Source organism: Streptomyces sp. NPDC050161, from assembly GCF_044460025.1.
Taxonomy (GTDB): domain Bacteria; phylum Actinomycetota; class Actinomycetes; order Streptomycetales; family Streptomycetaceae; genus Streptomyces.
Genome location: NZ_JBITJM010000029.1, coordinates 36,751 through 63,549, shown reverse-complemented (window position 1 = coordinate 63,549; position 26,799 = coordinate 36,751). Strand labels below are relative to the sequence as shown.

General features: G+C 73.3%; 20 protein-coding genes. 6 read left to right on the top strand and 14 right to left on the bottom strand.

The features are described 5' to 3' along the window. Positions 1–435: 435 nt before the first annotated feature. A complete protein-coding gene (locus ACIBK8_RS32470) occupies positions 436–1,443 on the bottom strand; it encodes a stage II sporulation protein M (protein WP_399045904.1) in 1,008 nt (335 codons plus the stop codon). 134 nt (positions 1,444–1,577) lie between these two features. On the opposite strand from ACIBK8_RS32470, the gene ACIBK8_RS32465 reads away from it, so the two are divergent. After that, a complete protein-coding gene (locus tag ACIBK8_RS32465; RefSeq protein ID WP_399045902.1) occupies positions 1,578–2,510 on the top strand; it encodes an RDD family protein in 933 nt (310 codons plus the stop codon). A 151-nt stretch (positions 2,511–2,661) separates the two neighbouring features. Here ACIBK8_RS32465 and ACIBK8_RS32460 read toward each other — a convergent pair whose 3' ends face one another. Next, positions 2,662–3,276, bottom strand: a complete 615-nt coding sequence (locus ACIBK8_RS32460; RefSeq protein ID WP_399045901.1) for a hypothetical protein — start codon at positions 3,274–3,276, stop codon at positions 2,662–2,664. 273 nt (positions 3,277–3,549) lie between these two features. Then, on the bottom strand, positions 3,550–5,007 hold the full coding sequence (ahcY, locus tag ACIBK8_RS32455) for an adenosylhomocysteinase (RefSeq protein WP_399045899.1): 1,458 nt from the start codon (positions 5,005–5,007) through the stop codon (positions 3,550–3,552). Between the two features lie 509 nt (positions 5,008–5,516). Between ahcY and ACIBK8_RS32450 the strand changes: the two genes are divergently transcribed. After that, positions 5,517–7,619: a fructose-specific PTS transporter subunit EIIC gene (locus tag ACIBK8_RS32450; protein WP_399045907.1), complete on the top strand. Its 2,103-nt coding sequence runs from the start codon at positions 5,517–5,519 to the stop codon at positions 7,617–7,619. A gap of 219 nt (positions 7,620–7,838) precedes the next feature. On the opposite strand, the gene ACIBK8_RS32445 is transcribed toward ACIBK8_RS32450, so the two are convergent. The 7 genes from ACIBK8_RS32445 to ACIBK8_RS32415 form a co-directional block, all read right to left on the bottom strand. Then, complete coding sequence (locus ACIBK8_RS32445; protein ID WP_399045897.1) at positions 7,839–8,798, bottom strand: cation diffusion facilitator family transporter; 960 nt, start codon at positions 8,796–8,798, stop codon at positions 7,839–7,841. Between the two features lie 160 nt (positions 8,799–8,958). Beyond that, the gene (gene manA, locus ACIBK8_RS32440; RefSeq protein WP_399045895.1) at positions 8,959–10,155 is read right to left on the bottom strand and encodes a mannose-6-phosphate isomerase, class I; all 1,197 of its coding nucleotides are present in this window, start codon (positions 10,153–10,155) and stop codon (positions 8,959–8,961) included. Between the two features lie 101 nt (positions 10,156–10,256). Further along, a complete protein-coding gene (locus ACIBK8_RS32435) occupies positions 10,257–11,393 on the bottom strand; it encodes an SIS domain-containing protein (protein ID WP_399045892.1) in 1,137 nt (378 codons plus the stop codon). 77 nt (positions 11,394–11,470) lie between these two features. Further along, positions 11,471–11,653, bottom strand: coding sequence for a Trm112 family protein (locus tag ACIBK8_RS32430; RefSeq protein WP_227049697.1), 183 nt, complete (start codon positions 11,651–11,653; stop codon positions 11,471–11,473). 121 nt (positions 11,654–11,774) lie between these two features. Beyond that, positions 11,775–13,133 carry a phosphomannomutase/phosphoglucomutase gene (locus ACIBK8_RS32425; protein WP_399045890.1) on the bottom strand — a complete coding sequence of 453 codons (1,359 nt, stop codon included), beginning with the start codon at positions 13,131–13,133 and terminating at the stop codon, positions 11,775–11,777. A gap of 138 nt (positions 13,134–13,271) precedes the next feature. Continuing rightward, positions 13,272–14,888: an L-lactate permease gene (locus tag ACIBK8_RS32420; RefSeq protein ID WP_399045888.1), complete on the bottom strand. Its 1,617-nt coding sequence runs from the start codon at positions 14,886–14,888 to the stop codon at positions 13,272–13,274. A gap of 185 nt (positions 14,889–15,073) precedes the next feature. Beyond that, on the bottom strand, positions 15,074–15,505 hold the full coding sequence (locus ACIBK8_RS32415) for a DUF3499 domain-containing protein (protein ID WP_393689230.1): 432 nt from the start codon (positions 15,503–15,505) through the stop codon (positions 15,074–15,076). Positions 15,506–15,823: 318 nt separating this feature from the next. Here ACIBK8_RS32415 and ACIBK8_RS32410 point away from each other — a divergent pair, with 318 nt between their 5' ends. Further along, positions 15,824–16,276: a metallopeptidase family protein gene (locus tag ACIBK8_RS32410; RefSeq protein WP_399045886.1), complete on the top strand. Its 453-nt coding sequence runs from the start codon at positions 15,824–15,826 to the stop codon at positions 16,274–16,276. A gap of 22 nt (positions 16,277–16,298) precedes the next feature. Here the strand turns inward: ACIBK8_RS32410 and ACIBK8_RS32405 are convergent, their stop codons facing one another. From ACIBK8_RS32405 to ACIBK8_RS32395, 3 genes are all read right to left on the bottom strand, one after another. After that, positions 16,299–17,864 carry a DUF5719 family protein gene (locus ACIBK8_RS32405; RefSeq protein WP_399045884.1) on the bottom strand — a complete coding sequence of 522 codons (1,566 nt, stop codon included), beginning with the start codon at positions 17,862–17,864 and terminating at the stop codon, positions 16,299–16,301. Continuing rightward, positions 17,861–21,679: a glycosyltransferase gene (locus ACIBK8_RS32400; RefSeq protein WP_399045882.1), complete on the bottom strand. Its 3,819-nt coding sequence runs from the start codon at positions 21,677–21,679 to the stop codon at positions 17,861–17,863. Before ACIBK8_RS32400 ends, ACIBK8_RS32405 begins: the two co-directional genes overlap by 4 nt. A gap of 315 nt (positions 21,680–21,994) precedes the next feature. Then, positions 21,995–22,258 carry a WhiB family transcriptional regulator gene (locus ACIBK8_RS32395; protein WP_030266018.1) on the bottom strand — a complete coding sequence of 88 codons (264 nt, stop codon included), beginning with the start codon at positions 22,256–22,258 and terminating at the stop codon, positions 21,995–21,997. Positions 22,259–22,953: 695 nt separating this feature from the next. Here ACIBK8_RS32395 and ACIBK8_RS32390 point away from each other — a divergent pair. From ACIBK8_RS32390 to ACIBK8_RS32380, 3 genes are read left to right on the top strand one after another with little or no spacing between them, the layout of a single operon-like run. After that, the gene (locus ACIBK8_RS32390) at positions 22,954–23,436 is read left to right on the top strand and encodes a cysteine dioxygenase (protein ID WP_399045879.1); all 483 of its coding nucleotides are present in this window, start codon (positions 22,954–22,956) and stop codon (positions 23,434–23,436) included. Between the two features lie 44 nt (positions 23,437–23,480). Continuing rightward, a complete protein-coding gene (gene cofD / locus ACIBK8_RS32385; protein WP_399045878.1) occupies positions 23,481–24,470 on the top strand; it encodes a 2-phospho-L-lactate transferase in 990 nt (329 codons plus the stop codon). Next, positions 24,467–25,819, top strand: a complete 1,353-nt coding sequence (locus ACIBK8_RS32380) for a coenzyme F420-0:L-glutamate ligase (protein WP_399045877.1) — start codon at positions 24,467–24,469, stop codon at positions 25,817–25,819. Before cofD ends, ACIBK8_RS32380 begins: the two co-directional genes overlap by 4 nt. A gap of 39 nt (positions 25,820–25,858) precedes the next feature. Here ACIBK8_RS32380 and ACIBK8_RS32375 read toward each other — a convergent pair whose 3' ends face one another. Further along, on the bottom strand, positions 25,859–26,764 hold the full coding sequence (locus ACIBK8_RS32375) for a DNA-3-methyladenine glycosylase family protein (protein ID WP_399045876.1): 906 nt from the start codon (positions 26,762–26,764) through the stop codon (positions 25,859–25,861). Between the last annotated feature and the right edge of the window lie 35 nt (positions 26,765–26,799).

Genomic DNA, 26,799 nt, shown 5'->3' with positions numbered 1-26,799 from the left:
GCCGGTGCGATCCGGCCTTTCGGCCTTTTCGCGTTTCCAACCTTACCAGATCCGTTTCCGTCTCCGGCCCCCTGTTGGAGCGGGGTTGGCCTTCCAGCTTTCGCTTTCCGGCCTTTCCGACTCTATCAGATCCGATTCTCTCCGTTGCCGGTCCGAATTCGTCTCCGATTCCCCGTCGGAAGGGGTTTTGCCTTTCGGCTGATCCGAACTTTATCAGAAGTAATTTGACCGAGTGAATCGGTCGGATTCTCCTGCTAAGTGATCGGATGGCTTCGCCGAATTGAGTTTCCGGCTGAAGCAGATGTGAGACTAACCGTCGCGATCGGACCTGTCCAGTTCGTCGCAACCGTTCAAATCTACCTCCCCTCATGACCCGTGTCAACGGGTTACTTGGGGCGAAGAGGAGATTAGCAGGTCAGCGGGGGCCGATGCACATCAGGCCGCGGTCGGCACCTGGGTTTCGCGGTCGGTGGTCTCGACGTCGCCGGTCTCCCCCGCGCGTACTGCGCGCCCGCCCAGGACGTAGACGTAGAGGAGGAAGGCGAGCTCGGCGGCGACGCCTGTGCCGATGCGGGCCCAGGTGGGGAGGCCGGAGGGGGTGACGAAGCCTTCCAGGGCGCCCGAGACGAAGAGCACCGCGGCGAGTCCGACGGCGACTCCCAAGGCGGAGCGGCCCTCCTCGGCCAGGGCGGTGCGGCGGGTGCGCGGGCCCGGGTCGACGAGCGTCCAGCCCAGGCGGAGGCCGATGCCTGCCGCGATGAAGACGGCGGTCAGTTCGAGGAGGCCGTGCGGCAGGATCAGTCCGAGGAAGGTGTCGAGGCGGCCCGCCGATGACATCAGGCCGATACCGGCGCCCAGGTTGAGCATGTTCTGGAAGAGGATCCACAGGACCGGGATGCCGGCGAAGCCGCCGAGTACCAGGCAGAGGGCCACGGCTTGGGCGTTGTTCGTCCATACCTGGGCGGCGAAGGATGCGGCCGGGTGGCTGGAGTAGTACGTCTCGTACTCGCCGCCGGGGCGGGTCATGGCGCGGAGGTCGTCGGGGGCGCCGATGGTGGCCTGCACCTCCGGGTGGGTGGCTATCCACCAGCCCAGGAGGGCGGCGAGTGCGGTGGAGAGGATCGCTGTGGGGATCCACCAGTGGCGCAGGCGGTAGACGGCCGCCGGGAACGCGGTGGTGAAGAAGCGGGCCGCGTCGCGCCACGATGCCTTGCGGGCGCCTGTGACGGCGCTGCGGGCGCGGGCCACCAATGAGGTGAGGCGGCCGATGAGCGCGGGGTCGGGGGCGCTGGAGCGGAGCAGCGAGAGGTGGGTGGTGGCGCGCTGGTAGAGGGTGACGAGTTCGTCGGCCTCGGTGCCGGTGAGGCGGCGTTTGCGGCGCAGGAGCGCTTCCAGGCGGTCCCATTCGGCGCCGTGGGCCGAGACGAAGACATCGAGGTCCATACGGTGTCGCTCCTCGCAGCGCCGTGAGATGGGGTGCGCGGTCAGCTTGGCAGACTGGCGGCGCCCGGCGTGGGGTGGGCGGGGGTGCGGGGACCGAGCGGGACGCGAGAGGGAGTAGAGGGAGTGGGGCGCGCGTGAGCGAATTGGTGACGGGTGAGGCGGTGGTGCTGGGGCTGCGGCCGGCCAGGCTGCCGAGCCGGGCGCTGGCTGTGGTCGTCGACCTCGCGGTGTCCTGGGGGACGTACATCGTGGTGTCGCTGCTGTTGATGAGCGGGACCTCCTCGATGGACGGGGCGGCGGTCGCGGCGGTCGCGGTGGCGACGTTCGTGCTGGTGCAGATCGGGATACCGATCGTCATCGAGACGCTGAGCCACGGCCGCTCGCTGGGGAAGCTGATGTGCGGGCTGCGGGTGCTGCGGGAGGACGGCGGGCCCATCCGGTTCCGGCACGCGCTGGTGCGCGGGGCCATGGGTGCCATCGAGATCGTGCTGACCATGGGGGTCGTGGCGTGCATCGCCTCCCTGGTGTCGGCGCGCGGGCGCCGGCTGGGGGACGTCTTCGCGGGGACGCTGGTCGTGCGGGAGCGGCTGCCCGCGGCGCGTCGGGCTGTGGCGTTTCCGCCGCCTCCCCCGTGGCTGGCCGGGGAGCTGGGGGCGCTCGATCTTTCCCGGGTGCCGGACGGGTGGTGGCTGACCGTACGGCAGTTCCTGTCGCGGATGGGGCAGCTGGATCCGCAGGTCGGCGGGGCGATGGCGGGGCGGCTGGCGGAGGATCTGCGGGGGTTCACCGGGGTGTCGGTGCCGCAGGGGGTGTATCCGGTGGCGTACTTGGCCGCGGTGGTCGGTGAGCGGCAGTCGCGGGAGGCGCAGCGGGCGTTCGGGGCTCCGTTGGGGGCGCCGGGCGCTGTGCTGAACGGTGCCGCTGTTCCCGGTGGGGTAGGCGAGGGTCCGGTGGCCTCGGGTGCCGGGGCGGATGGGGCGATACCGGGGCGGGCGGAGGGCCGGAGCCCTGGTGGCGGTGGCAGCGGCGAAGGGGCGTCGCGTACGGGGTTCGTGCCGCCGGTGTGAGACGCGGTCGGGCGAGGGGTGGCGGGGCGGGCCCGGCGCCGTCTTGTCGTGGCTGTTTCGGCGGTGAACGCCGCGGTGGGGGCGGGGAGTTGGGGCTGGGACGGCCGGTGCGGGGGCGTGCGGCGGTGCGCGGTGTTCTGTTTCGCCGGGTTCAGTCGAAGGTCGACGGCGGGGATTCGAGGGATTCGAGTTCGATGCCGGGGGCCGAGAGGACGACGTCGCCGGCGATGTGGACGGTGTGCTGTTCACCGGTCTCCAGGTCGTTGACCTGGTATTCGTCGTCGATCAGCGGGGCGTTGTCAGTGGCGTGTGCTGTGCTGGACACCAGAGCCCAGGACTGGTCGAGGGTGCGGGGGGCGAGGACGGGGGGTGTGAAGGCGACGAGCCGGGTGCGGACGGCTCCGGCGCCGGGGGCCGGACGCAGCAGACGGGCCGTGGCGATGAGGAAGGCGGGGGACGCGCCGGTGAAGGCGTGCGCGGGGACGTTGCCTTCGGTGGCGTGTTCGCCGGTGGGGTCGGTACGCACCCAGGTGACGCCGTCGAGTGCGGCACCGCGTACCTGCCAGGCGGAGGCGTGGAGTTCGAGGCGGATCGGGCGGCCGAGCGCGTCGAGGGTGAGGTCGACGGAGCCCGCGTGGTCTCCGGAGGGGGAAGTGATCTGGGAGACGTAGCGCCAGCCGGAGGGGCCGGGGGCGCAGTGGAAGTGCTCTTCACCGAGGGGGGTGTGGTCGTGCGGATCGTGCAGGGAGTAATGGCCGCGGGGCATGGGGGTCCTTCTGGCGGTGCCGTACGGGGGTTCTGGTGCGCGCGTCCCCGGTGGCCCGGGGGCGGAGGGGTGCGCGGGGCTCGGCGCCGTCCGGTGGCGGTGCGGCGGTGGTGCGGGGCTGCGTCGGCGGGTGCGGCCGGTGGGTTCCGGGCGGTGGCGCAGGGTGTGCGGGCCGGGGGCGGTGCGGAGGATGGCGGCCCGGTACGGGCCAGGCCCTCGCCGCGGGCGGCGAGGGCCTGGATTCACCGGCTGCTGAGACGACTCAGTCGCGGCTCAGTAGCGGTAGTGGTCCGGCTTGTACGGGCCCTCGACCTGGACGCCGATGTAGGCGGCCTGCTCGGGACGCAGCTCGGTGAGCCGGACGCCGAGCGCGTCGAGGTGGAGGCGGGCGACCTTCTCGTCCAGGTGCTTGGGCAGCACGTAGACGTCGGTCGGGTACTCCTCCTGCTTGGTGAAGAGCTCGATCTGGGCCAGGGTCTGGTCCGCGAAGGAGTTCGACATCACGAACGACGGGTGACCGGTGGCGTTGCCGAGGTTCAGCAGACGGCCCTCGGACAGCACGATCAGGACCTTGCCGTCCGGGTGGGTCCAGGTGTGGACCTGCGGCTTGACCTCGTCCCTGACGATGCCGTCGAGCTTCGCCAGGCCGGCCATGTCGATCTCGTTGTCGAAGTGGCCGATGTTGCCGACGATCGCCTGGTGCTTCATCCGGGCCATGTCGGAGGCCATGATGATGTCCTTGTTGCCGGTCGTGGTGACGAAGATGTCGGCGGTCTCGACGACGTCTTCGAGCGTGGCGACCTGGTAACCGTCCATCGCCGCCTGGAGGGCGCAGATCGGGTCGATCTCGGTGATGATCACGCGGGCGCCCTGGCCGCGGAGCGATTCCGCGCAGCCCTTGCCGACGTCGCCGTAACCGCACACCACGGCGGTCTTGCCACCGATGAGCACGTCGGTGGCGCGGTTGATGCCGTCGATCAGGGAGTGGCGGCAGCCGTACTTGTTGTCGAACTTCGACTTGGTGACGGCGTCGTTGACGTTGATCGCCGGGAAGAGGAGCACGCCGTCGCGGTGCATCTCGTACAGGCGGTGAACGCCGGTGGTGGTCTCCTCGGTCACGCCGCGGATCTCGGAGGCGAGGCGGGTCCACTTCTGCGGGGCCTCGGCCACCGTACGGGTGAGCAGTTCGAGGATGGCGCGGTGCTCATCGCTCTCCGCGGTCTCGATCGCGGGGACCTTGCCGGCCTTCTCGTACTCGACGCCCTTGTGGACGAGGAGGGTGGCGTCGCCACCGTCGTCCAGGATCATGTTCGGGCCGCCGGTGGGCGAGTTGGGCCAGGTCAGCGCCTGCTCCGTGCACCACCAGTACTCCTCCAGGCTCTCGCCCTTCCAGGCGAAGACCGGGATGCCCTGCGGGCTGTCGGGGGTGCCGTTCGGGCCGACGGCGATGGCCGCGGCTGCGTGGTCCTGGGTGGAGAAGATGTTGCAGGAGGCCCAGCGGACCTCGGCGCCCAGGGCGACCAGGGTCTCGATGAGCACGGCGGTCTGCACGGTCATGTGCAGGGAGCCGGTGACACGCGCGCCGGCCAGCGGCTGGGCGGCGGCGTACTCCTTGCGGATCGCCATCAGGCCGGGCATCTCGTGCTCGGCGAGGGTGATCTCCTTGCGACCGAAGGCGGCGAGGGACAGGTCGGCGACCTTGAAGTCCTGGCCGGTGGCTGCTGTCGTCATACGGGCTGCTCCTCGAGGGTCGAGGTGGATATCGGGCTGGGCAGTCTGCGGCGCGGGCAGGCAGGAGCGTACGCGGAAGCGGACACACCTCTCCCCCTGGCCGCAGCGCAGTCCGTCGGAGGCCCTCTCTCCCTCGGCCGGTCCGCGGTGCGGGCCGCCCGACCGCCATCAGCAGCGACGTCTGGCACTGCGCACGAATCTACACCGATAGGCCCGGCGACCCCAGCCCGCGTCGGCTGGTTCTGTGCGCTCGGGTGCGTGCGGGACGGGCGCTCGCCCCCTGGCTCCGGTGGCGCCGGTGCCCGTGGTGTCCGGCTCTTTGCCCGGGGCCGCACGTGTTGCAGGATGCCGGGAGCGCGAGCGCATCTGCGCGACCTCGCGCGTTCGTTCGTGAGGAGAACCACGTGACCACCAGTCCAGCAGCTTCCTCCGAGGAAGCGGGGAGCGACGGGCGAGTGCTGAAGCTGCTCGCCGTGACCGCCTGCCCGACCGGAATCGCCCACACGTACATGGCCGCCGAGAAACTCACTCAGGCCGCCACGGCGCTCGGCCACGAGATCAAGGTGGAGACCCAAGGCTCGATCGGGGCCGAGAACGTACTGTCTGACAACGATGTCAGACAGGCTGACGGCGTCATCATCGCGGCCGACAAGGACGTCGACCGCAGCCGCTTCATCGGCAAGCGGGTGCTGGCGGTGGGGGTGGCCGATGGCATCCGTCATCCCGAGGAGCTGATCGAGCGGGTGCGGCACGCGCCGGTGTACCGGGGCGAGGAGGCCGGCGGGACGGCGCCCGGCAGTGCGGGCCCTGGCGGCACGAGCGGCGGCAAGGAGCGCAGCGTCGCGTACAAGGCGCTGATGAACGGGGTCAGTTACATGATTCCGTTCGTCGTGGTCGGCGGTCTGCTGATCGCCGTCTCGCTGGCGCTCGGCGGCCACGCCAACCCGTCGGGCGGGCTGGTGATCCCGGACGGGTCGTTCTGGAAGCACGTCAACGACATCGGGACGATCGGCTTCACGCTGATGGTCCCGGTCCTGTCCGGCTATATCGCGTACGCGATCGGCGACCGGCCGGCGCTGGTGCCCGGCATGATCGGCGGCTGGGTGGCCAACACCGGTGCGCTGTACGACTCCAAGGCGGGCGCGGGCTTCATCGGCGCGATCGTGACGGGGTTCCTGGCCGGATATCTGGTCGTCTGGATCAAGAAGGCCAAGGTTCCGAAGTTCGTCCAGCCGATCATGCCGATCATCGTGATCCCGATCGTGGCGACGACGGCGCTCGGGCTGTTCTTCGTCTACGTCATCGGCAGGCCGATCTCGTGGATCTTCGAGCATCTGACGAGTTGGCTCGGCGGGATGACCGGATCCAGCGCCGTCCTGCTCGGGGCGCTCCTCGGCCTGATGATCGCGTTCGACATGGGCGGACCGGTCAACAAGACGGCGTTCCTGTTCGGCGCCGGGCTGATCGCGTCCGGCAACCAGAACGTGATGGGCATGTGTGCCGCCGCGATCCCGGTCATGCCGCTCGGTCAGGGGCTTGCCACCCTGATCCGTCGGCGCCGGTACGCGCAGCAGGAGCGCGAGACGGGGATGGCGGCGCTGTTCATGGGGCTCTTCGGGATATCCGAGGGCGCCATTCCGTTCGCCGCCGCCCGGCCGGGGCAGGTCATACCGGCGAACATGCTGGGTGGCGCGGTGGCAGGTGCGGTCGCCGGGATGGCCGGGGTGACGGATGCGGTGCCGCACGGCGGCCCGATCGTGGCGGTGCTCGGAGCGGTCGGCGGGGTGCCGGCGTTCTTCATGGCCGTCGCCGCCGGTTCCGTCGTCACGGCGCTGGCCACGGTCACGATCGCCGACCTCGCGGAGCGCAGGAAGGGGCGTACGGCGGTGAGTTCGGCCGCGGGTTCGGCCGTGCCGGTGGCGGGTTCGGCGGTACCGGCGATGGCCGGGGTGGCGGCTGCACCGGCGAGGGGTGGAACGGACGTGGGTGGAACGGACATGGGTGGAACGGTCGCGGGATCCGGGGTGGCGGCCGGGGCGGGCGCGGCCGATGCGGTGCCGGACCGGCCGAGCGGGCCCGGTGGGCCGGATGCCGGGCCGGGCCGGTCGGGCGGAGGCGAGGACGGGGACGGGGACGGGGACGGGGACGGGCCCGGTGACGTGCTGTCCGGTTACCTCACCCGTCGGACCGTGCGGACCCGGCTCGGCGCGGACGGCAAGGAGGCGGCCATCCGCGAGATGGCCGAACTGGCGGCGGCCGGCGGGACGGTGGCGGACGTGGACGAGCTGGTCCGGGTGGCGCTGGCCCGTGAGGCGCAGGGCACGACGGGGCTCGGCGAGGAGATAGCGGTCCCGCATGCGAAGACGGACGCGGTGACGGCTCCGGTCGTCGGCTTCGCGCGTTCGGCCGACGGGATCGACTGGGGGTCGCCGGACGGGACGCTCGCCAAGCTGGTGTTCCTGATCGCGGTGCCGGAAGCGGCGGCCGGGGACGAGCACTTGCGCATCCTGGCGCTGCTGTCGCGGAAGCTGATGGATGCGGACTTCCGTGCGCGGCTGGGGAACGCGCCGGACGAGGCCGCGATACTCGCCGTCCTCGGCGAGATCCGCTGAGGAGGGCGACACGGCACCGGCGTCGCCGACGCGCGAAGCCGCCCGCCACCCGCCACCCGCCGCCCGGCTGCCGAAAGGCCGAAGGCCGAAGGTCAAAGACCGAAGGTCAAAGGCCGGAAAACCGAAAGGCCCCGCCCCCATGTCGCTGGGTGCGGGGCCTCCCCCGGTGCTTCTCGGCGGCTGCCGCTCGCCTCCGTCGGCCGGTGGGCGAGGTGCCGGTCAATTGCCGCCCGGGGCCTTCGCCGGGTCGGCGCCGGCGGCTGCGGCGTTCTCGTTGTAGATGTCGGGCTCCAGGTAGATGACCCGGGCGATCGGTACGGCCTCGCGGATGCGGGCCTCGGCGGCGTTGATGGCGTCCGCGACCTGCGTGGCGGTGCCGTCGTGCCGGACCGCGATCTTGGCGGCGACCAGCAGTTCCTCGGGGCCGAGGTGCAGGGTGCGCATGTGGATGACGCGGGTGACGACGTCGCCGTCGACGACCGCGGCGCGGATCTTGGCGACCTGCTCGGGGCCCGCGGCCTCGCCCAGCAGCAGCGACTTCGTCTCGGCCGCGAGGACCAGGGCGATCAGCACGAGGAGCGCGCCGATGCACATCGTGCCGATGCCGTCCCAGAGGCCGTCGCCGGTGGCGAGGGTGAGCCCGACACCGCACAGGGCGAGGACCAGGCCGATCAGCGCGCCGAAGTCCTCCAGGAGGACGACGGGCAGCTCGGGCGCCTTGGCCCGGCGGATGAACTGTGCCCAGGTCTGCTGCCCGCGCAGCTCGTTGGACTCCTTGATGGCCGTACGGAAGGAGAAGCCCTCGGCGATGATGGCGAAGACGAGGACGCCGACCGGCCAGTACCAGTTCTCCAGCTCGTGCGGGTGCTGGATCTTCTCGTAGCCCTCGTAGAGCGCGAAGACGCCGCCGATGGTGAACAGCACGATGGAGACGAGGAATCCGTAGATGTACCGCTCGCGGCCGTAGCCGAAGGGGTGCTCCGCGGTGGCCGCGCGCTTGGCCTTCTTGCCGCCGAGCAGGAGCAGGCCCTGGTTGCCGGAGTCGGCGATCGAGTGCACGCCCTCGGCGAGCATCGACGACGAGCCGCTGAAGGCGAATGCCACGAACTTCGCTACGGCGATGGCCAGGTTGGCGCCCAGCGCCGCGACGATCGCCTTGGTTCCGCCTGATGCACTCATAGGTGCCGCATGTCCCTTCCGTCGGCCGGGCTTTACCGGCCCTTTAATTCTGTGCGGCGGTCATTGTTGCAGTCCCGCCCGTGAACGGTGGCACGAGGCCGCCAGGGGCCTGCGCCGGGCCACCCTGCTGCGCCACCGCCCCCGCTACGCCATGACCTTGCTACGCCATGACCTTCGCACGGAAGAGGGTGCCGTCGCCTGACACGGTGGTCCGCTCGCCTGCCGGGACGAATGCGGACTCCCCCGGTGCGAGGGTCAGCGTCCCGCCGTCCGCGGTGCCCGCCACGACCGTGCCCGCCGTGCACAGCAGCACCTGCGGAGCGCCGGATTCCAGCGGGCGGGGGGCGGCGCCGGGCGCGAGGACGAAGCGGGAGAGCCGGAACTCGTCGACGGGGGTTTCGTAGATCTCCTCGCCGTCCACCTCCTCCGGGCGCAGCACGCCGGGGTCGCCCGCGTCGAAGCGGACGATGCGCAGCAGTTCGGGGACGTCGACGTGCTTGGGGGTCAGACCGCAGCGCAGCACGTTGTCGGAGTTGGCCATCAGCTCGACGCCGAGTCCTTCGAGGTAGGCGTGCGGGATGCCGGCGCCGAGGAACAGGGCTTCGCCCGGCTGGAGTTGGACGTGGTGGAGCAGCATGGCGGCGAGGACGCCGGGGTCGCCGGGGTAGTGGTGGGCGAGGGAGGCGTACGCGGCGTACGCGGCGGCGTGCGGGCCGTCGTCCGCGGCCCGCTTGCCCGCGGCCACGGTGGCCCGCTCGACGGTCTCGGCCATCGCGGTGGGCTCGGCGCTCAGGACGGCGGTCAGCACCTCGCGCAGGGCGTCCGCCTCGGGCCCGGCGCGCAGGATGTCGACGTACGGCTTGAGGTCGTCGACGTCCAGGCCCTCCAGGATGTCGGCGGCCTGCGCGGGGTGGCGGAAGCCGCAGAGCCCTTCGAACGGGGTGAGCGCGCAGATCAGCTCGGGCTTGTGCTGGGGGTCCTTGTAGTTGCGGTGCCCGGCGTCGAGCGGGACGCCGCGGCGTTCCTCGTCGGCGAAGCCTTCCGCCGCCTGGGCGAGGTCGGGGTGGACCTGGAGGGAGAGCGGGGATCCCGCCGCGAGGAGCTTGAGCAGGAACGGCAGCCGGGGGCCGAAGGCCGCTACGGACGCGGCGCCCAGTTCGGCCTCGGGGTCGGCCGCGATCACGTCGGACAGCGGGACGAGCCCGGCGCCGCGGTCGATGCGGGAGGGCGCGCCGGGGTGGGCGCCGATCCACATCTCGGCCTGGGGCTCTCCGGTGGGCTCGGTGCCGAGCAGCTCAGGGATGGCGGTGGCGGAGCCCCAGGCGTAGGGGCGCACGGTGTTGGCGAGGCGGTCCATGCGGCTGCTGCTTTCCTGACGTCGTACGGGCGGGCGGGGTCACCGGCCGGGGGCCGGTACCGGGTGCGGCCCGTTCCGGCCCGTGCCCCGGCCGTACATGATCACTCGATGTCGGCGAGCGCGAGGTAAACGGCGGCGAAATCCGCGATGGCGAGGAGTTCGGCGGCGATCTCCAGGTCGGTGCCGCCGGGCGGTTCGAGTGCGCTGACGGCGGTGTCGCGCTCGTCGGCGAGGGTGTGCGCGGCGCCGGTGGCGGACAGCGGTCCCGGCGGCCCTTCGCGGAGCAGGACGATCCGGGCGTGCAGGGCCGCGGGCTCTTCGACGCGGTCGCGGAAGAAATCGTCGGGGTCGGCGTCGGCGGCCAGCGGTCCTGAGAGCAGGGTGCGGTGCGCGGTCAGCGCCTCGGGCAGTTCGGCGGCGAGCGCGGGGCGGCCTGCCAGGCTCGCCAGCTCGGCGGCGAAGTGCCGGCCGACGGCGCCGGCGATGACGCCTTCGGTCCAGATCAGCGGCAGCGCGTCGGCCACCTCGGCGGCCAGCGTCTTGGCCGGGTTCTCGTACGTGGCGACGGCGGGGCCGCAGCGTTCGGCCAGCTCGTCGAGGCGGTCCGCGAGGTGGGCGAGGGACTCCGGCGGGGCGCTGAGCAGTCCGATCCGGTCGGCGAGCGCGAGGATCGGGACGAGCAGCGACCAGAGGGTGCCGGGGGCGGCGGGCGGTGCGCCCTCGACGTCGAACTGGTCGTCGTACGCGGTGGTCGCCAGCGGGACGGCGAGGCCGCGGGCCTGGACGACGGCGTCGGCCAGCGGGGAGCCCGCGGGGGTGACGGCGACGACGGAGCAGCCGCGGCGGTATGCCTGCTCGACCAGTTCGGCGAGGCCGCTGTCGGAGCCGTCGGGTCCGGTGATCAGGACGAGGTCGAGCGGCCCGCACCAGCCGGGCAGCGTCCAGCGCAGGGCGCCGGGCAGCGGGGCGACGCCGGTGGACGGGATGCGGGTGACCGGGCAGTTGCCGCGGCCGAGCGCGCCGAAGAGGTCGGCGACGCAGGGGGCGACCGGCCCTGGTCCTGCGACGAGGACGGCGCGCGGCCTGCCGTCGGGTACCAGGTCGGGGATGCCGGCCTCGGTGGCGCTGCGGGCCGCGGTGCGGACCCGGGCGCCGGATTCGGCGACGCCGCGCAGCAGACCGTAGCGGTCGGCGCCGGCCAGCGCCTCAGGAGTGTCGAGAAGTGACTCGTCGAGCATGGTGGGCGCGGCCTCCGAATCGCCGGTACGGGCGGGGACGCCGGGCGGTGCCGGGGCGGGCCCCGGCGGGCGCCCGGTCAGGCGGGGCGGCGGGCCTCGTCGACGAGGAGGACGGGGATGCCGTCCCGTACGGGGTAGGCGAGGCCGCAGTCTCCGGAGGTGCAGACGAGCTCGGCGGGGTCGGCCGCCGACCTGTCCGCCAGCGGGGCGTGGCACGCCGGGCAGGCGAGGATCTCGATCAGGCTGGCTTCGACCGGCATGGGGTCTGCTCCTTCGGGGTGGTTGCGGCCCCGCCAGCCTACCGCCGTACCGGGGGGCGGGGCCTGTCCGGCGGGGGTTGCCGGGGCGGGGCGGCCGTGGCCTGCCCCGCCCTTCGGGGGCTCAGCCCCGGATGATCGCCAGTGCTTCGTCGCGTACCCGCTCGGCGGTGGCGGTGTCGCGGGCCTCGACGTTCAGGCGCAGCAGCGGTTCGGTGTTGGAGGCGCGCAGGTTGAACCACCAGTCGGCGGCGGTGACCGTCAGCCCGTCGAGGGTGTCGAGGGTGACGCCCTCGCGGCCCTCGTACGCGGCGCGGATCGCGGCGAGGCGGCCGGCCTGGTCGTCGACGGTGCTGTTGATCTCGCCGGACGCCGCGTACCTGTTGTACTGCGCGACCAGCTCCGAGAGCGTCCCCTGCTGCCCGCCGAGCGCCGCCAGCACGTGCATCGCGGCGAGCATGCCGGTGTCGGCGTTCCAGAAGTCGCGGAAGTAGTAGTGCGCGGAGTGCTCGCCGCCGAAGATGGCGCCGGTCTTCGCCATCTCCTCCTTGATGAAGGAGTGGCCGACCCGGGTGCGGATCGCCCGGCCGCCGTTCTCCTTGACAACCTCGGGGACGGACCACGAGGTGATGAGGTTGTGGATGACCGTGCCGCCGGGGTGCTTGGCCAGCTCGCGGGCGGCGACCAGGGCGGTGATCGCGGACGGCGCGACCGGGTCGCCGTTCTGGTCGACGACGAAGCAGCGGTCCGCGTCGCCGTCGAAGGCCAGGCCGAGGTCGGCGCCGGTCTCCCGCACCCGGGCCTGGAGGTCCACGATGTTCTTCGGGTCGAGCGGGTTGGCCTCGTGATTGGGGAAGGAGCCGTCCAACTCGAAGTACAGGGGGTCGAGTTCGAGCGGCAGGCCGCCGAAGACGGTCGGCACGGTGTGGCCGCCCATGCCGTTGCCCGCGTCCACCACCACCTTCAGCGGGCGGATGCCCGAGAGGTCGACGAGGGTGCGCAGGTGGTCCGCGTAGTCGCCGAGCACGTCGCGCTGCACGATCGTGCCGGTGCGGTCGGCGGGCGGCGGGGCGCCCTGCTCCGACCAGCCTTCGACCAGGGCGCGGATGTCCGCGAGGCCGGTGTCCTGGCCGACCGGGGCGGCGCCGGCCCGGCACATCTTGATGCCGTTGTACTGGGCCGGGTTGTGCGAGGCGGTGAACATCGCGCCCGGCAGTCCGAGGGCTCCGCTGGCGAAGTACAGCTCGTCGGTGGAGGCGAGGCCGATCTCGGTGACGTCCGCGCCGCGGGCCGCAGCGCCGCGCGCGAAGGCACCGGCGAGGCCGGGCGACGAGGGCCGCATGTCGTGCCCCGTCACGATCGCGTCCGCCCCCGTGACCTCGACGAAGGCCGCGCCGAACAGCTCGGCGATGCTCTCGTCCCACTGGTCGGGGACCACACCGCGCACGTCGTACGCCTTCACGATCTGCGACAGATCAGCCACAGCCAGCCCTCCTGGAGTCTCTACGGATCTCCCAACCTACCCGGCCCGTGCGGGGCGGGGCCGCGCGGACGTCGGGTACGGGCCAGACCGCCGGGACGCCCCGGGTGTGCGCGCTTCCCGGCCGCCGTCCCGTGGTGCTCAGGGCAGCATCCAGCCGAGGGCCGCGGTGCTCTGGCCCGTGACGATGAGGCACATCACCAGCAGCAGTCCCAGGCTCCACGGCAGTACCTTGCGCAGCAGGTCCCCCTCCCGTCCGGCGAGGCCGACGGCGGCGCAGGCGATGGCCAGGTTCTGCGGCGAGATCATCTTGCCGAGCACTCCGCCGGAGCTGTTGGCCGCGGCGAGGAGTACGGGCGGCAGGCCCGACTGCCGGGCCGCGCTGACCTGGAGGGCGCCGAACAGGGCGTTGGCCGAGGTGTCGGAGCCGGAGACGGCGACGCCGAACCAGCCGAGCACGGGCGAGAGGAAGGCGAGCCCGGCTCCGGCGGCGGCGACGAAGTGGCCGATGGTGGCGGCCTGTCCGGAGAGGTTCATGACGTAGGCGAGCGCCAGGACCGAGGTGACGGTGAGCAGCGCGCGGCGCAACTCGTATACGGTCGCGGCCCATTCCCTGGCGGCGGCGCCGGCCCGTACGCCGAGCACGGCCGCGGTCAGGATGCCGGCGAGCAGGACGAGGGTGCCCCCGGTGGCGAGCAGCGGCAGCGCGAAGAGGTTGCCGCCGACGGGCTCGCCCGAGGGGGCGGCGACGTCGAGGAAGGGCCAGTCGAAGGTCCGGGTCGCCGCGTCCAACAGGCCCTTGACGGGCGGGATCTGGGCGAGCGAGAAGGTCGCCACGATCAGCGCGTAGGGGGCGTAGGCGCGTGCCGTCTCGCGGCGGGTGTCGCGGGTGTCCAGGTCCTGGCTGCGGGCGCCGGTGAGGACCGCGGCGCGTACCGCTGCGGTGGCCGGGCGGCGCGCTGCGGGCACCGCGACCAGCGCCGCGGCGCCGAACAGCGCGGCGCCGATGTCGGCGAGTTGCGCGGAGACGTAGTTGGACGCCGCGAACTGGACGGCGGCGAAGGCGGATCCGCAGGCGACCGCGGGCAGCCAGGTCTCGCGCAGCCCGCGCTTCCCGTCGACGAGGAAGACCAGCAGCAGCGGGACGACGAGCGCGAGCAGCGGCGTCTGGCGGCCGACGACGGACGCCACGTCGTCCAGCGGGACGCCGGTGACCTGGGCGAGGGTGACGACGGGGGTGCCCATGGCGCCGAACGCGACGGGCGCGGTGTTGGCGACGAGTGAGACGACGGCGGCCTTGACCGGGGCGAAGCCGAGGGCGACCAGCATCACCGCGCTGATGGCGACGGGCGCGCCGAACCCGGCCAGCGCTTCGAGCAGCGCGCCGAAGCAGAAGGCGATGACCAGCGCCTGGATGCGGGGGTCGGCGGAGAGCCGGGAGAAGGAGCGGCGCAGCACGTCGAAGTGCCGGGTGCGGACCGTCATCCGGTAGACCCACAGGGCGTTGACGACGATCCACAGGATGGGGAAGAGGCCGAAGAGGGCGCCTTGCGCGGCGCCGGAGAGCGCCTGCCGGGCCGGCATGCCGTAGGCGAGCGTGGCGACGGCCAGGGCGACGGCCAGGCCGGCCGGCCCGGCGATGTGGGCGCGGGTCCTGACGGCGCCGAGCAGGACGAGGACGGTGACCAGGGGCAGCGCGGCGACGAGCGCGGACAGCGCGAGCGAGTCCGCCACCGGCTCCAGTTGCTGGATGAACACGGGGCCTCCAGGCGTGGGCGACTCCCCTAGCTGGTTCCGCGATGCGGAAGCAGATCTTTCGGGAGTGGAGGCATGCTCGTGTCCACGCCGGGCGGCGTCAACCCTCTGTCACCGATGGGTCGCTGAGCGGATCGGCGGCTCAGGCGGGGACGGCGGGCCGGGCCCGCGGTCGACGGAATCCGCGGTCAGGAGTCGGGTGAGCGCAGCACGCGGAGGTGGCCGCGGCGGGCGACCTCCGTCGGCCGTGGCTCGCGCCCCGCGGGACGCTCGCCGCCGGGTCCGCCGGAGGGCCGCTCCTGCGGACGGGCGGCCTCGCGCACCGCGTTGGCGAGCGCTTCGAGGTCGTCGCCGCTGGGGCGGGCGGGTCCGGGGTCGATGGCGAGCCGGACGACTTCCCAGCCCCGGGGGGCGGTCAGGCGCTCGGAGTGCTCGGCGCACAGGTCGTAGCAGTGCGGTTCGGCGTAGGTGGCGAGCGGTCCGAGCACGGCGGTCGAATCCGCATAGACGTACGTCAGCGTTGCGACGGCGGGGCGACCGCACGCAGTGCGCGAACAGCGACGTACAGGGCTCACGACGTTGGACGGTACCGCACTCTTGACCGGGCCGCGACGACTCACCTCCGGCTCACCCGACCGTGTCGTCCCGCTTCGTCCGATGCGTCTGAACTGCACCCGCTAGGGACGGCCTGCACCGAGCGGCCCGGAACAGGCCCTGCAGGCCCGTGGATCCCGCCGCCGGAGGGGACAATTCGCCTCATTCCGCCGGTTGTCCACGATCCGGGATGCGCCACCGAACGAACACAATCGTTATCCGACCGGTCATCTCTCGACAGCGGCGGACACCCCGCAGGCCGCGGCGGGAGCCGCCGCGTACAGCTGCGCCGGACGCCGCGAGACCGGCACGACTTCGGGCGCACTCCTCTAGGCTCGATGCTGATGGACATGTCCGTACCGCCCCGCCCGACGGAGCCGCGCCCGCGCCGCCGTGACCGCCACGGCCGTGGCATGCGCGGCCCGATCGCCCCGCCGCAGGTGCCGCTGTCCGTCAGCCGCGCCGACGCGTTCGTGGACCTCGTGTACGACTCGCGCGACCGCCTGGAAAGGCGCTGGCCGCAGCTCTCCGACGTCGACTTCCTCATCGTGGAGGTGCCGGGCTTCGGCCCGGACGCCGGGGACGACGCGGACGACGGGACGGTCCCGCTGGGCCAGGTGCTGCCGGCCCAAGGACCGCATCGCGACCGGATCGTGGTCTACCGGCGCCCGGTGGAGATCCGCACCAAGTCCCGCGACGAGCGCGCCCTGCTCGTCCACGAAGTCGTCGTCGAGCAGGTCGCCGAACTCCTCGGCCTGGCACCGGAGTCGGTGGACCCGCGCTACGGCCAGGACTGACGCCGCGCGGGTCCGTGCGCCGTCAGTCGGTCAGCAGGGACAGGTCCTGGCCCGCGGTCGGCACGACGACCGAGCCGCGGTCGTCCGGCAGCGTCTGCACGGTGAACGCCGGGATGCCGCCCTGCGGCTGCGCCAGCGTCCGCGCCGCATAGACCGGACCGCTGCCGTCCGCCGGCTCCACGGTCAGCGCGTACGAGCCCTTCAGGCCCTGCGGGCGCGGCGGTTCGACGGCCAGGGTGGTGCCGCCCTTGACCGTGTACGTCTTGCTCGCCGCGCTGCCGCCGCCGCTGCCCGCCGACGCGGTGACCGTGACCTTCGCGTCCTTGCCCTTCTCGGGCGCGACCAGCGACAGGGTGCTGCCCTTGGCACGGTTGTCGGCGGCCGTGGCGCGCTCCTCGACCGGCCGGGTCGAGGGGATGAACGCCATCTCCTGGTGGCCGCCCTTGCCGCGGAGCACCCGCAGGGCCGCGGCGACGGGCGCCTTCGAGCCGCTGTCGGCCGGTGTCAGGACCAGCGAGCCCGCCTCGCCCTGGGTGATGTCCTTGAGGTCGACGGTCGTCGTCATGCCGCCCTTGACGTGCAGCGTCTGGAGTCCGGACGGGGTGATCAGGCCGGTCGGGGTGGCCAGTTGCACCTTCAGGTCGGCGTCGTCGCCCGGGGCCACGGCGGTCAGCCGGACGGAGGTGGCGTCGGCGGGGATGCCGGGCAGCACCGCGCCGGGCGCCGGGTCGGCCGCGGCCGGCAGCCAGTCGCCGCCGGTCTCCGCGTCGGTGGCCTGGACGGACGCGCCGATCCTGCCCTCACGGGCGGTGACGTGCAGCGCCGCGTCGGTGTCCGCGGAACCCGGTGACGACACCAGGGTGGAGAGCAGCACCGGGACCGTGGTGTGCGGCGGCACCGCGATGTCCTCGCCCGAGCCCGCGGCCAGCCTGCCGTCCTTGCCGCGCAGTTCGAGGTCGACGACGGCCTGGGTGGAGTCGGGGTTGGTCAGGTGGACGTAGTCCTGGCGGTCCTTGCCGGTGTTCACGCCGGGGAACCAGAAGGTGGTGTCGGGCGCGACGCAGCTGAGCCCGAACAGCCCGCGGCCCGCGCCCGCCGCCACCGACGTCGTCTGCTGGACGCTCCAGCCGGGCGCCGAAGCGCCGTCGGCGGTGCCCACCAGCGCGGGGGCGTCGGAGCTCGATGTGGTCGCGGTGACCGGGGTGCCGGCGGCCTTCAGCGGCGCGACGGGCTTGTGGTCGTGCGGCGCCACCGTCTGCGGCCCCTCGACCGTGCCGCCCTTGTCGTCCTTGCCGTCCTTGCCCGTGCCGCCGCTGTCCTTGACGGTCCCGGCGGGCAGCAGCTCGGCCGTTCCCTTGGCGGTGTCGGCGCCCGCGGTGCCCTTGGGCGCGAACGCGGTGTAGGTGGTGTCGCCGACCTCCGACGACGTCGGGGCCGGGCAGAGCAGCGCGGAGCGCTGGACGGGCATCCGGGAGGCGCCCTGCGGGGCCCCTCCTTCCGTGCCGCCAGGCGCCGCGACGGCCGCGACACCGGTGACGGCGGCGAGCGCGACACCCGCGCCGATGAGGGACATCATGGTGCGCTTCACTGCTGGTCGCTCCCGTCACGGCGCGGCTCGGGGTAGGAGCCGTGGAACGTCGTGCCGTCGTCGTAGGGCTGCTGGGCCTGGTCCTGCGGCCGGCCGCCGGCGTACTGCTGGCCTTCGGCGTACTGCTGGCCGCTGCCGTCGTAGGGCTGCTGCCCGGCACCGGGGTAGGGCTGCTGCCCGTAGCCGTACGGGTCGTAGCCGCCCGCCTGGTAGGGATCGGCGGGATACGGGGCGGGCTGCTGGTACGGGTCGGCCGCGTACGGCTGTCCGTACGGCTGCTGCCCCGCCTGGTAGGGGTCGGCCGGCGCGTAGGGCTGCTGGTCGCCGGGGGGCTGGGCGCCCTGCCAGGCGTCGTACGGCGCCTGCGGTGGCACCGCCGCGTACGGGTCGTGCGCGGGCGCCTCCTGGGCGGGGGCGGCCGGGGCCACCGGGTCAGCCGCGCCGTCACGCGCTGCCGGAATGTCGGCCTCCGGGGTCTCGGGAGCGGTGCCGGCGGCCTCCGCCTGCGCCCGGAGCCTGCGGGCCCGCCGGCCGTCGCCGGTGGCAGCCGCCGCCTGCGCCGCGGCTGCCGCGGCGGCCTCGTCCGGCAGGTCGTCGTCGATCTCCCGGCGACGGCCCGGCAGCGCCAGGACCACCAGGACGACGGCGAGCAGCGCCTGGGCGCCCAGCCAGAGGTTGTGGCCGAGCGGGTTCTCGTGGGTGAGGTCGAGCCGCCCGCCGCCGGCCGGGAGCGCGAAGCCCTGGGCCCAGCCGTCGAGCGTGACGGGCTTGAGCGGGGTGCCGTTCAGCGTGGCCTGCCAGCCCTCGTCCGCGGCGTCCGCGATCCGCAGGACCCGGCCTTCGGCACCGCCTGGCACCTGGGTGTGCGCATCGACGGGCCCGGCCGGCACCGGGATCGGCGCCGCCGCCTCACCGGCCTGCGTGCCGTCCTTGGCCTCGCCCGCCACGATCGACACCCGGGAGACCCGGCGGTCGACGCGCCACAGTGCGCTGCCGTCGTCCTGGCTGAGCCGGGTCAGCCCCGGGGTCGCGTCCAGGACCCGGCTCATCTCGTGCGGGGCGCCGTCGCGGACCAGGACGTAGCGGACCGCGTAGCCGCCCAGCTGGTTGGTCTGGTCGGCGCCCGAGCCGGCCACGAGGTTGGCGACGATGCCGCCGAGCCTGCTGTCACCGCCCGCCTCGGCGGCCAGGTCGGCGTCGCCGAGCCGGGCGCCCGAGCCGCGGACGAGGGAGTAGTCGACGTGGCCCGCGCTGCCGCCGAGCACCAGCGTGCGGGCCCGGTCGGCGGTGCCCGACTCCTCGGCGACGAACGCCGGGACCTGGACCGCGTCGCGCCGCTCCAGCGGCCCCGCGGCACCGGTGATCATCCAGCTGACCGCCGCGTAGAGCGGTGCCACGACGGACGCCAGCGCGATGAGCACGGCGACCGGCTGCTTCCAGCCGAAGCCGAGCGTGGCCATCCGGGTGCGGATGCCCTCCGCGCCGACCGCCGCCGCGCACAGCAGCGCGAGGCCGTAGAGCAGCATCGCGGGCCCGGTCCAGCCGGATCCGTTGCCCAGCGCGGCGCACAGCAGCCCGGCGAGCGCGACGGCCCAGGCGGTACGGATCGCCTTCTGCCGCTCGTCGCGCAGCGTCGCGGCGAGCGCCGCAAGCACCACGCCGATCAGCAGCAGACCGCCCGCCGCCTTCGGGCCGCCGGGGCTGATGCCGACCAGGTCGAGCGTGGACGCGGAACCCGCGCCGAACTCCAGGCCCGCCTCCTGGAAGAAGCGCGCGGGGTGCGCGAGCAGCGACAGCGACCACGGCGCGAGCACCAGCAGCGGTGCCACCGCGACGGCCAGGAAACGCAGCAGGTAGCCGGGGAGCAGGCTCCGGCTGCCGTCCAGGGCCCGCAGCACCAGCAGCGCGAGGTTCAGCAGCACCGCGAGCGGCCAGACGACCGGTGTGAAGGCGGTGGTGAAGGTGACCAGCAGCGCCAGCGCCCAGACGGCCCGCCAGCCGGGGCGTGCGCCCGGCGCGAGCCGCAGGCCGCTCGCCGCGACGGCCGCGCGGGCCATCAGCGGCAGCAGGACGGCGAGCACCGCGGTGCCGAGCCGGCCGCCGGCCAGCGCTCCGGTGGCCGCGGGCAGGAACGCGTAGGCGACGGAGCCCCAGGCCCGCAGCAGCCGGGAGGCGACCAGCGGGCGGGAGGCGAAGTAGGCGGTCAGGCCCGCCAGCGGTACGGAGGCGACCAGCAGCAGCGTGAGGGTGAAGCCGGTGCTGCCGAAGAAGAGCGTGCTGAGCAGCGCGAGCACGGCCAGGTACGGCGGCGCCGACGCGGTGGAGCCGACGCCGACCTGATGCCAGCTGTCGAGGTACGAGGCCCACAGCTCGGAGAGGTGCGCGGGCGCGGGCAGCAGCGCGCCGCCGGTCAGCGAACCGCCGCCGAGCAGCCCGCGGCAGGCGACCAGCGAGACCAGCAGCAGCACCGCGAAGAGCACCGGCGCCGGTGCGCGGGCGATCCGCTTGAGCCGGGCGAACTGCTCGATCTCCAGGAAGTCGGCGTCGTCGCCGCCGGGGCCCGACTCCACCGCGCCGTGCCGGCCGGCCGATGCGACGTCCGGGGCGGCCCGGCCGCCGATGTTGCCCACGACCTGTTCGACGGTGGCGCGTACGGTCGCGCCGGGCGGCGGGAACAGTGGCCGCAGCTCGCTCGCCTCGACGGCCGGCCTGCCTCTCCGTTTGCGCGCCGCGAGGATCTTCCCCGGCCGCAGCAACGTGCCGAAGAGCCCGGCGAGTTCGTCGAGCGCCTGCCCCGGCACCTTGCCGACGAGGTAGGCGAGCACCCGCAGCACGGTGCCGATCAGCAGCCGCAGCAGGACGTAAGGGAGCAGCGCGCCGCGGGTGTTGGCGAGGAGGGTGTAGACGGCGCCTGCCTTGTCGACGCGGTGCGGGCTCGCCACATGGCGGCCGACGCAGTCGACGGTGCGGCGTTCGCGGGCCGCGGCCTCGGCGTGCCGCAGCACCGCGTCCGGGGCGACCAGGACCTGGTGCCCGGCGGCCTGGGCGCGCCAGCACAGGTCGACGTCGTCGCGCATCAGCGGCAGCCGGCGGTCGAAGCCGCCCAACTCCTCGTAGACGTCGCGCCGGATGAGCATGCCCGCGGTGGAGACCGAGAGGACCGGGCGGACCTGGTCGTGCTGGCCCTGGTCCTGCTCCCGCCGGTCGAGCCCGGTCCAACGCCGGCCGCTGCGCGCGATGCTGACACCGGCTTCGAGCAGTTGCCTGCGGTCGTACCAGCTGCGCAGCTTGGGACCGACGATGACGGTCGACGGGCTGGCGTCGGCGACCCGCAGCAGCTCGGCGAGCGCGGTCGGCTCGGGCGCGCAGTCGTCGTGCAGCAGCCAGAGCCACTGGACGGGTTCGCCGTGCGGCAGTTCCGGCATGTCGTACGCGTCGTCACGCCAGGTGCGGCTGACCGGATCCCAGCCGCTCGGCCGCCGCAGATACGGCAGGTCATCGGGGGTCAGCACGCTTGCGGTGCGGACCGCTTCGTCGACGGCGGTGCCGAATCCGGAGCGGCGGGCGAGGTGCAGCACCCGCTCGTCCCCGATGGAGGCGGCGAGCAGCTGGGCGGAGTCGTCCGCGCTGCCGGTGTCGGCACCGATGACGTTCTGCACCGGGCGCTCCTGGCCGAGCAGCCCGGCGAGCGCGTCGGGCAGCCAGCGGGCGCCGTCGTGGGAGACGAGCACGGCGGTGACGACATGCCGCGGGAACTCCGGTGCGGCGGCGGATGGTGCGGCGGCCTGGGCCGCCGACTGGCTGTGCACGGACATCGAGGTACGGGCCCTCCGGACCCGGGAGTTCGGGCCCGCGGCGAAGCCGCTCTGGGCCGGCACCCCCGGAAGACACTGCGACGGACTACGAGGGACGCGCGCGCCCTGCGGGGGCGTTGGCACGTCTCGGACGGGGCCCCACACTAATGGTTCGCGCGGCGGCACCGACCGGCTCCGTACACAGCAGTCCGCCCCCGGCGTGCAGTGCGCTGGAGGCGGAGTGTTCGTTATAGGGGGATATGGGGAGTTGGCGTGGCACGGCGGCGGGGCCTGCGGGTCCGCACGCCGTCGGCCTGGCGGACTGCCGGGCCGCCTTCAGACGGCGGCCTTCTTCAGTCGTCGCCGCTCGCGCTCCGACAGACCGCCCCAGATACCGAAGCGTTCGTCGTTGGCGAGGGCGTATTCCAGGCACTCGGAGCGGACCTCGCACGCGAGGCAGACCTTCTTGGCCTCGCGGGTGGAGCCGCCTTTTTCGGGGAAGAAGGACTCCGGGTCGGTCTGGGCGCACAGTGCGCGCTCCTGCCAGCCGAGCTCCTCGTCCGCCTCCTCGACCAGCAATTCTTCGAACAGCTCGGTCATGTGCGCCCCTCGTCTGTCTTTACGTCCCCGTGATGTTGCCGTGATCGATAACGGCTGAACGACACGAGTGAAATTACAAGTGCGCGGATCCGGGCCAGTCAAGCCGAGATCTGCTATTGGGCCTCTTATTCACTCTGCGGAACCAAGCGTATGCGGAAAGTGTTCAAATCACCAAAAACCAGGACACTTCCCAGGGCGCACTCGAACAGTGCGCCCCCTCTCACCAACAGGGACGTGACCGATGGCACTCCCGTTGCACCCCGCGCGCCGAAGCGAAGAAGATCACAGAGCGATCACAGGACGGCAACGGCGTTTAGGGGTGCGGTTGGAGGGCGACTTCTCCGACCCTCTCGCCGCACAAACCTTTCGTCCCGTGGAGTAACCGGATGAGGTGAAACATTTCCTTCAAACCCGGCATCCGGTTGACATCCCACGAAGGACCCGGTCTGCTTGTTCTCATGCCAGCGACCCTCGCGCCCAGACTGACCCGTGCCTACGGGTCGCTCTGCGCTGCTCAGGCCCGCTGTCGCTGTTCCAGCTGTTGAAGCCACCGAGCTCCAGCCTTTTCCGCTCGCACCACCCCCGCAGCACCCCTGCTCCGTGAGCACCGCGCCGTACCCCTACCGGGACTCCACCGCGTCGTGCCGCACCCCGTTCGCGTCATCCCCGCTCGTCCGCCGAGGAACCCGAAGCACATGAACAGCGACGTCCAGATCGCCGGCGACCCGCTCGCCATCCCGCACCTGCTGCCGCCCGTCCCCGCCCATCCGGCCACCGTCGCCGGCTTCGTGGGCCTGGCCCACACGATCGCGGCCGACCGCGACGCATGGGCCCCGCTCGTCCGCTACGACGCCACCACCCGCTGGTACCACCGGCTGCGGGTGGGGCCCGGCTACGAGGTCTGGCTCCTGAGCTGGGTACCGGGACAGGGCAGCGGGCGGCACGACCACGGGCGGTCGTCCGGCGTACTGACCGTGCTGGAAGGCGAGTTGACCGAGCGCACCACGGCCGGACACCACACCCTGCGGGCCGGCGCCCAGCGGGTCTTCGCGCCCGGCTACGTCCACGAAGTCGTCAACGACTCCCTGGCCCCGGCCGTGAGCCTGCACATCTACTTCCCCGGGCTGACGGACATGCCCATGCACAGCGCCCGCTGCGCCGCCCCCACCGACCGCTGACCTCCACCCCTCAACGCCGGCCTGCGGCTGACACACTGGCTTCCATGCGCATTGTGGTTCTGGCCGGCGGTATCGGCGGCGCCCGCTTTCTGCGGGGACTGAAGGCAGCGGCTCCGGAGGCGGACATCACCGTCATCGGCAACACCGGTGACGACATCCATCTGTACGGGCTCAAGGTGTGTCCCGACCTCGACACCGTGATGTACACGCTCGGCGGCGGCATCAACGAGGAACAGGGGTGGGGCCGCGGCGACGAATCGTTCCGGGTGAAGGAGGAGTTGGCGGCGTACGGCGTCGGACCCGAGTGGTTCGGGCTCGGCGACCGGGACTTCGCCACCCATATCGTGCGGACCCAGATGCTGGACGCCGGCTACGCGCTCAGCGCCGTCACCGAGGCGCTGTGCGCCCGCTGGCAGCCCGGGGTGCGGCTGCTGCCGATGACCGACGACCGCGTCGAGACGCACGTCGCCATCGGGGAGGGCGGGGAGCGGCGGGCGGTCCACTTCCAGGAGTACTGGGTGGGGATGCGCGCCTCGGTGGACGCGCACGCGGTGGTGCCCGTCGGCGCCGAGCAGGCCACGCCGGCGCCCGGCGTGCTGGACGCCGTCAACGCCGCCGACCTGATCCTCTTCCCGCCGTCCAACCCCGTGGTGAGCATCGGCACCATCCTCGCGGTGCCCGGCATCCGGGACGCCGTCGCGGCCTCCGGTGCGCCGGTCGTCGGCCTGTCGCCGATCGTCGGTGGCGCGCCGGTGCGGGGCATGGCCGACAAGGTGCTGGCCGCGGTCGGCGTCGAGTCCACCGCCGCGGCGGTGGCCGGGCACTACGGCGCGAAGGGGCACTCCGTCGCGGAGACCGAGCGCGCCGGGCTGCTGGACGGCTGGCTGGTGGACACCGTCGACGCCGCGTCGGTCGGTGAGGTCGAGGCGGCCGGGATCCGCTGCCGTGCCGTGCCGCTGATGATGACGGACGTGGACGCGACGGCCGCGATGGTGCGCGAGGCGCTGGCGCTGGCCGAGGAGGTCAGGGCATGAGCAACGTGGACGGCAGGGGAACGGACCCGGCCGACGCGCCCGGGTACCGCGTCTGGGCGCTGCCGGGGATTCCCGAGGTGCGGCCGGGTGACGACCTCGTCAAGGTGATCGCCGCGGCTGTCACCGCCGACGGGGCGCACCAACTCGCCGACGGCGACGTCCTGTTGGTGACCTCGAAGATCGTCAGCAAGGCGGAGGGCCGGGTCCTGGAGGCCGCCGACCGCGAGGCCGCCATAGACCAGGAGACCGTACGCGTCGTCGCCCGCCGCGGCGGGCTGCGGATCGTGCAGAACCGGCAGGGCCTGGTGATGGCGGCGGCCGGGGTCGACGCCTCCAACACCCCTGCGGGAACGGTGCTGTTGCTGCCCGACGACCCGGACGCGTCGGCGCGTGCCCTGCGGGCGGGGCTGCGTACGGTGCTCGGCGTCGACGTGGGCATCGTCATCAGCGACACGTTCGGGCGGCCCTGGCGTGACGGGCTGACCGACGTCGCCATCGGCGCGGCCGGCGTCCGGGTACTCGACGACCTGCGCGGCGGCACGGACGCGTACGGCAATCCGCTCAGCGCGACGGTGGTGGCCACCGCCGACGAACTGGCCGCGGCCGGCGACCTGGTGAAGGGCAAGGCCGACGGGCTGCCGGTCGCCGTGGTGCGCGGACTGCCGCACGTCGTCGAGGAGTCGGGGGACGGCGCAGGGGCGCGGGCGCTGGTGCGCAATGCCGCCGACGACATGTTCCGGCTGGGCACGTCGGAGGCGGTGCGCGAGGCGGTGACGCTGCGGCGGACGGTCCGCGAGTTCACCGACGACCCGGTGGACGGCGGCGCGGTGCGCCGGGCCGTCGACGCCGCGGTGACCGCGCCCGCCCCGCACCACACCACGCCCTGGCGGTTCGTGCTGCTGGAGTCCGATGAGAGCCGGCTGCGGCTGCTGGACGCGATGCGGGACGCCTGGATCGCGGATCTGCGCGCCGACGGCTTCTCCGACGAGTCCGTCGCCAAGCGGGTCAGGCGCGGCGATGTGCTGCGGCAGGCCCCGTACCTGGCGGTGCCGTGCCTGGTGGCGGACGGGGCGCACACCTACCCGGACGCGCGGCGCAACGCGGCCGAACGCGAGATGTTCGTCGTCGCGGGCGGCGCCGGGATCCAGAACTTCCTGGTCGCGCTGGCCGGTGAGCGGCTCGGCTCGGCGTGGGTGTCGTCGACGATGTTCTGCCGGGACGTCGTCCGCGAGGTGCTGGAACTTCCCGCGCACTGGGATCCGATGGGCGCGGTGGCCATCGGCCACCCGGCGGCGGCGCCGAAGGAACGGCCCGCCAGGGACGGCGCGGACTTCGTCGTGGTGCGCTGAGAACCGGGGCGTCCGGGGTGCCGTGGGTGCGGTCGCGGGTCAGAGCGCGGCGATGTCGCCCACGGGGAAGCGCGGGGCGCGGCGCGGCGGGGTACGGCCGGAGAGCAGGACCAGCCGGGTCGCGCGGTGCCGCTGCCCCTCGTACGGCGCGAGCAGGTCGAGCATCTCCGCGTCGGTGGTGCCGCGGCGGCCGGTGAGCGCATAGCCGACGATCTTCGGCAGGTGCAGGTCGCCGACGGTGACCGCGTCCGGGGCGCCGAGCGTGCGTTGCAGGGTCTCGGCGGCGGTCCACGGGCCGATGCCGGGAATCGCCGTCAGCCGGCGGGTGGCGGCGGTGAGGTCCATGCCCGCCGCCTCCTCCATCCTGCGGGCGGCCCGCACCGCGCGCAGGATCGTCGCCGCGCGCTTGTCCTCGACCCCCGCGCGGTGCCACTCCCAGGACGGGATCAGCGTCCACCCGCGCGGATCGGGCATCACCCGCATCCGGTCCCAGGGGCCTGGCGCGGGCTCGCCGTGGCGTTGCAGCAGCAGCCGCCAGGCCCGGTACGCCTCGTCGCTGGTGACCTTCTGCTCCAGGATCGAGGGGATCAGCGACTCCAGGACCAGCCCTGTCCTGGCCAGCCGGACGCCGGGGTGGCGGCGGCGTGCTTCGTGCACGATGCGGTGGCGCGGGGTCAGCGCCGCCGGGTCGTCGCGCTCCCCCAGCAGCTCGGGCAGCCGCTCCAGCAGCCAGTCGGCGCCTGGACCCCACGCCTCGGCGTCCACGGCTCCGGCCGCCGGGCGGGCCGCGATCCGCAGCGTGCCGGGGCCCTGCGGGGTGCGGCAGGCCCGCCAGATCTCGTCGCCGCGCACCGCGAAGGCGGGGTCGCCGGGGCCGCGCGCCAGCACACCGAGCGTGCGGTGCAGGTCGTACGGTCCTGGCGGAACCCAGGTGCGGGCGGGCATCCGGCCAGGGTAGGCGATACGGCGGGTGGGGGGAC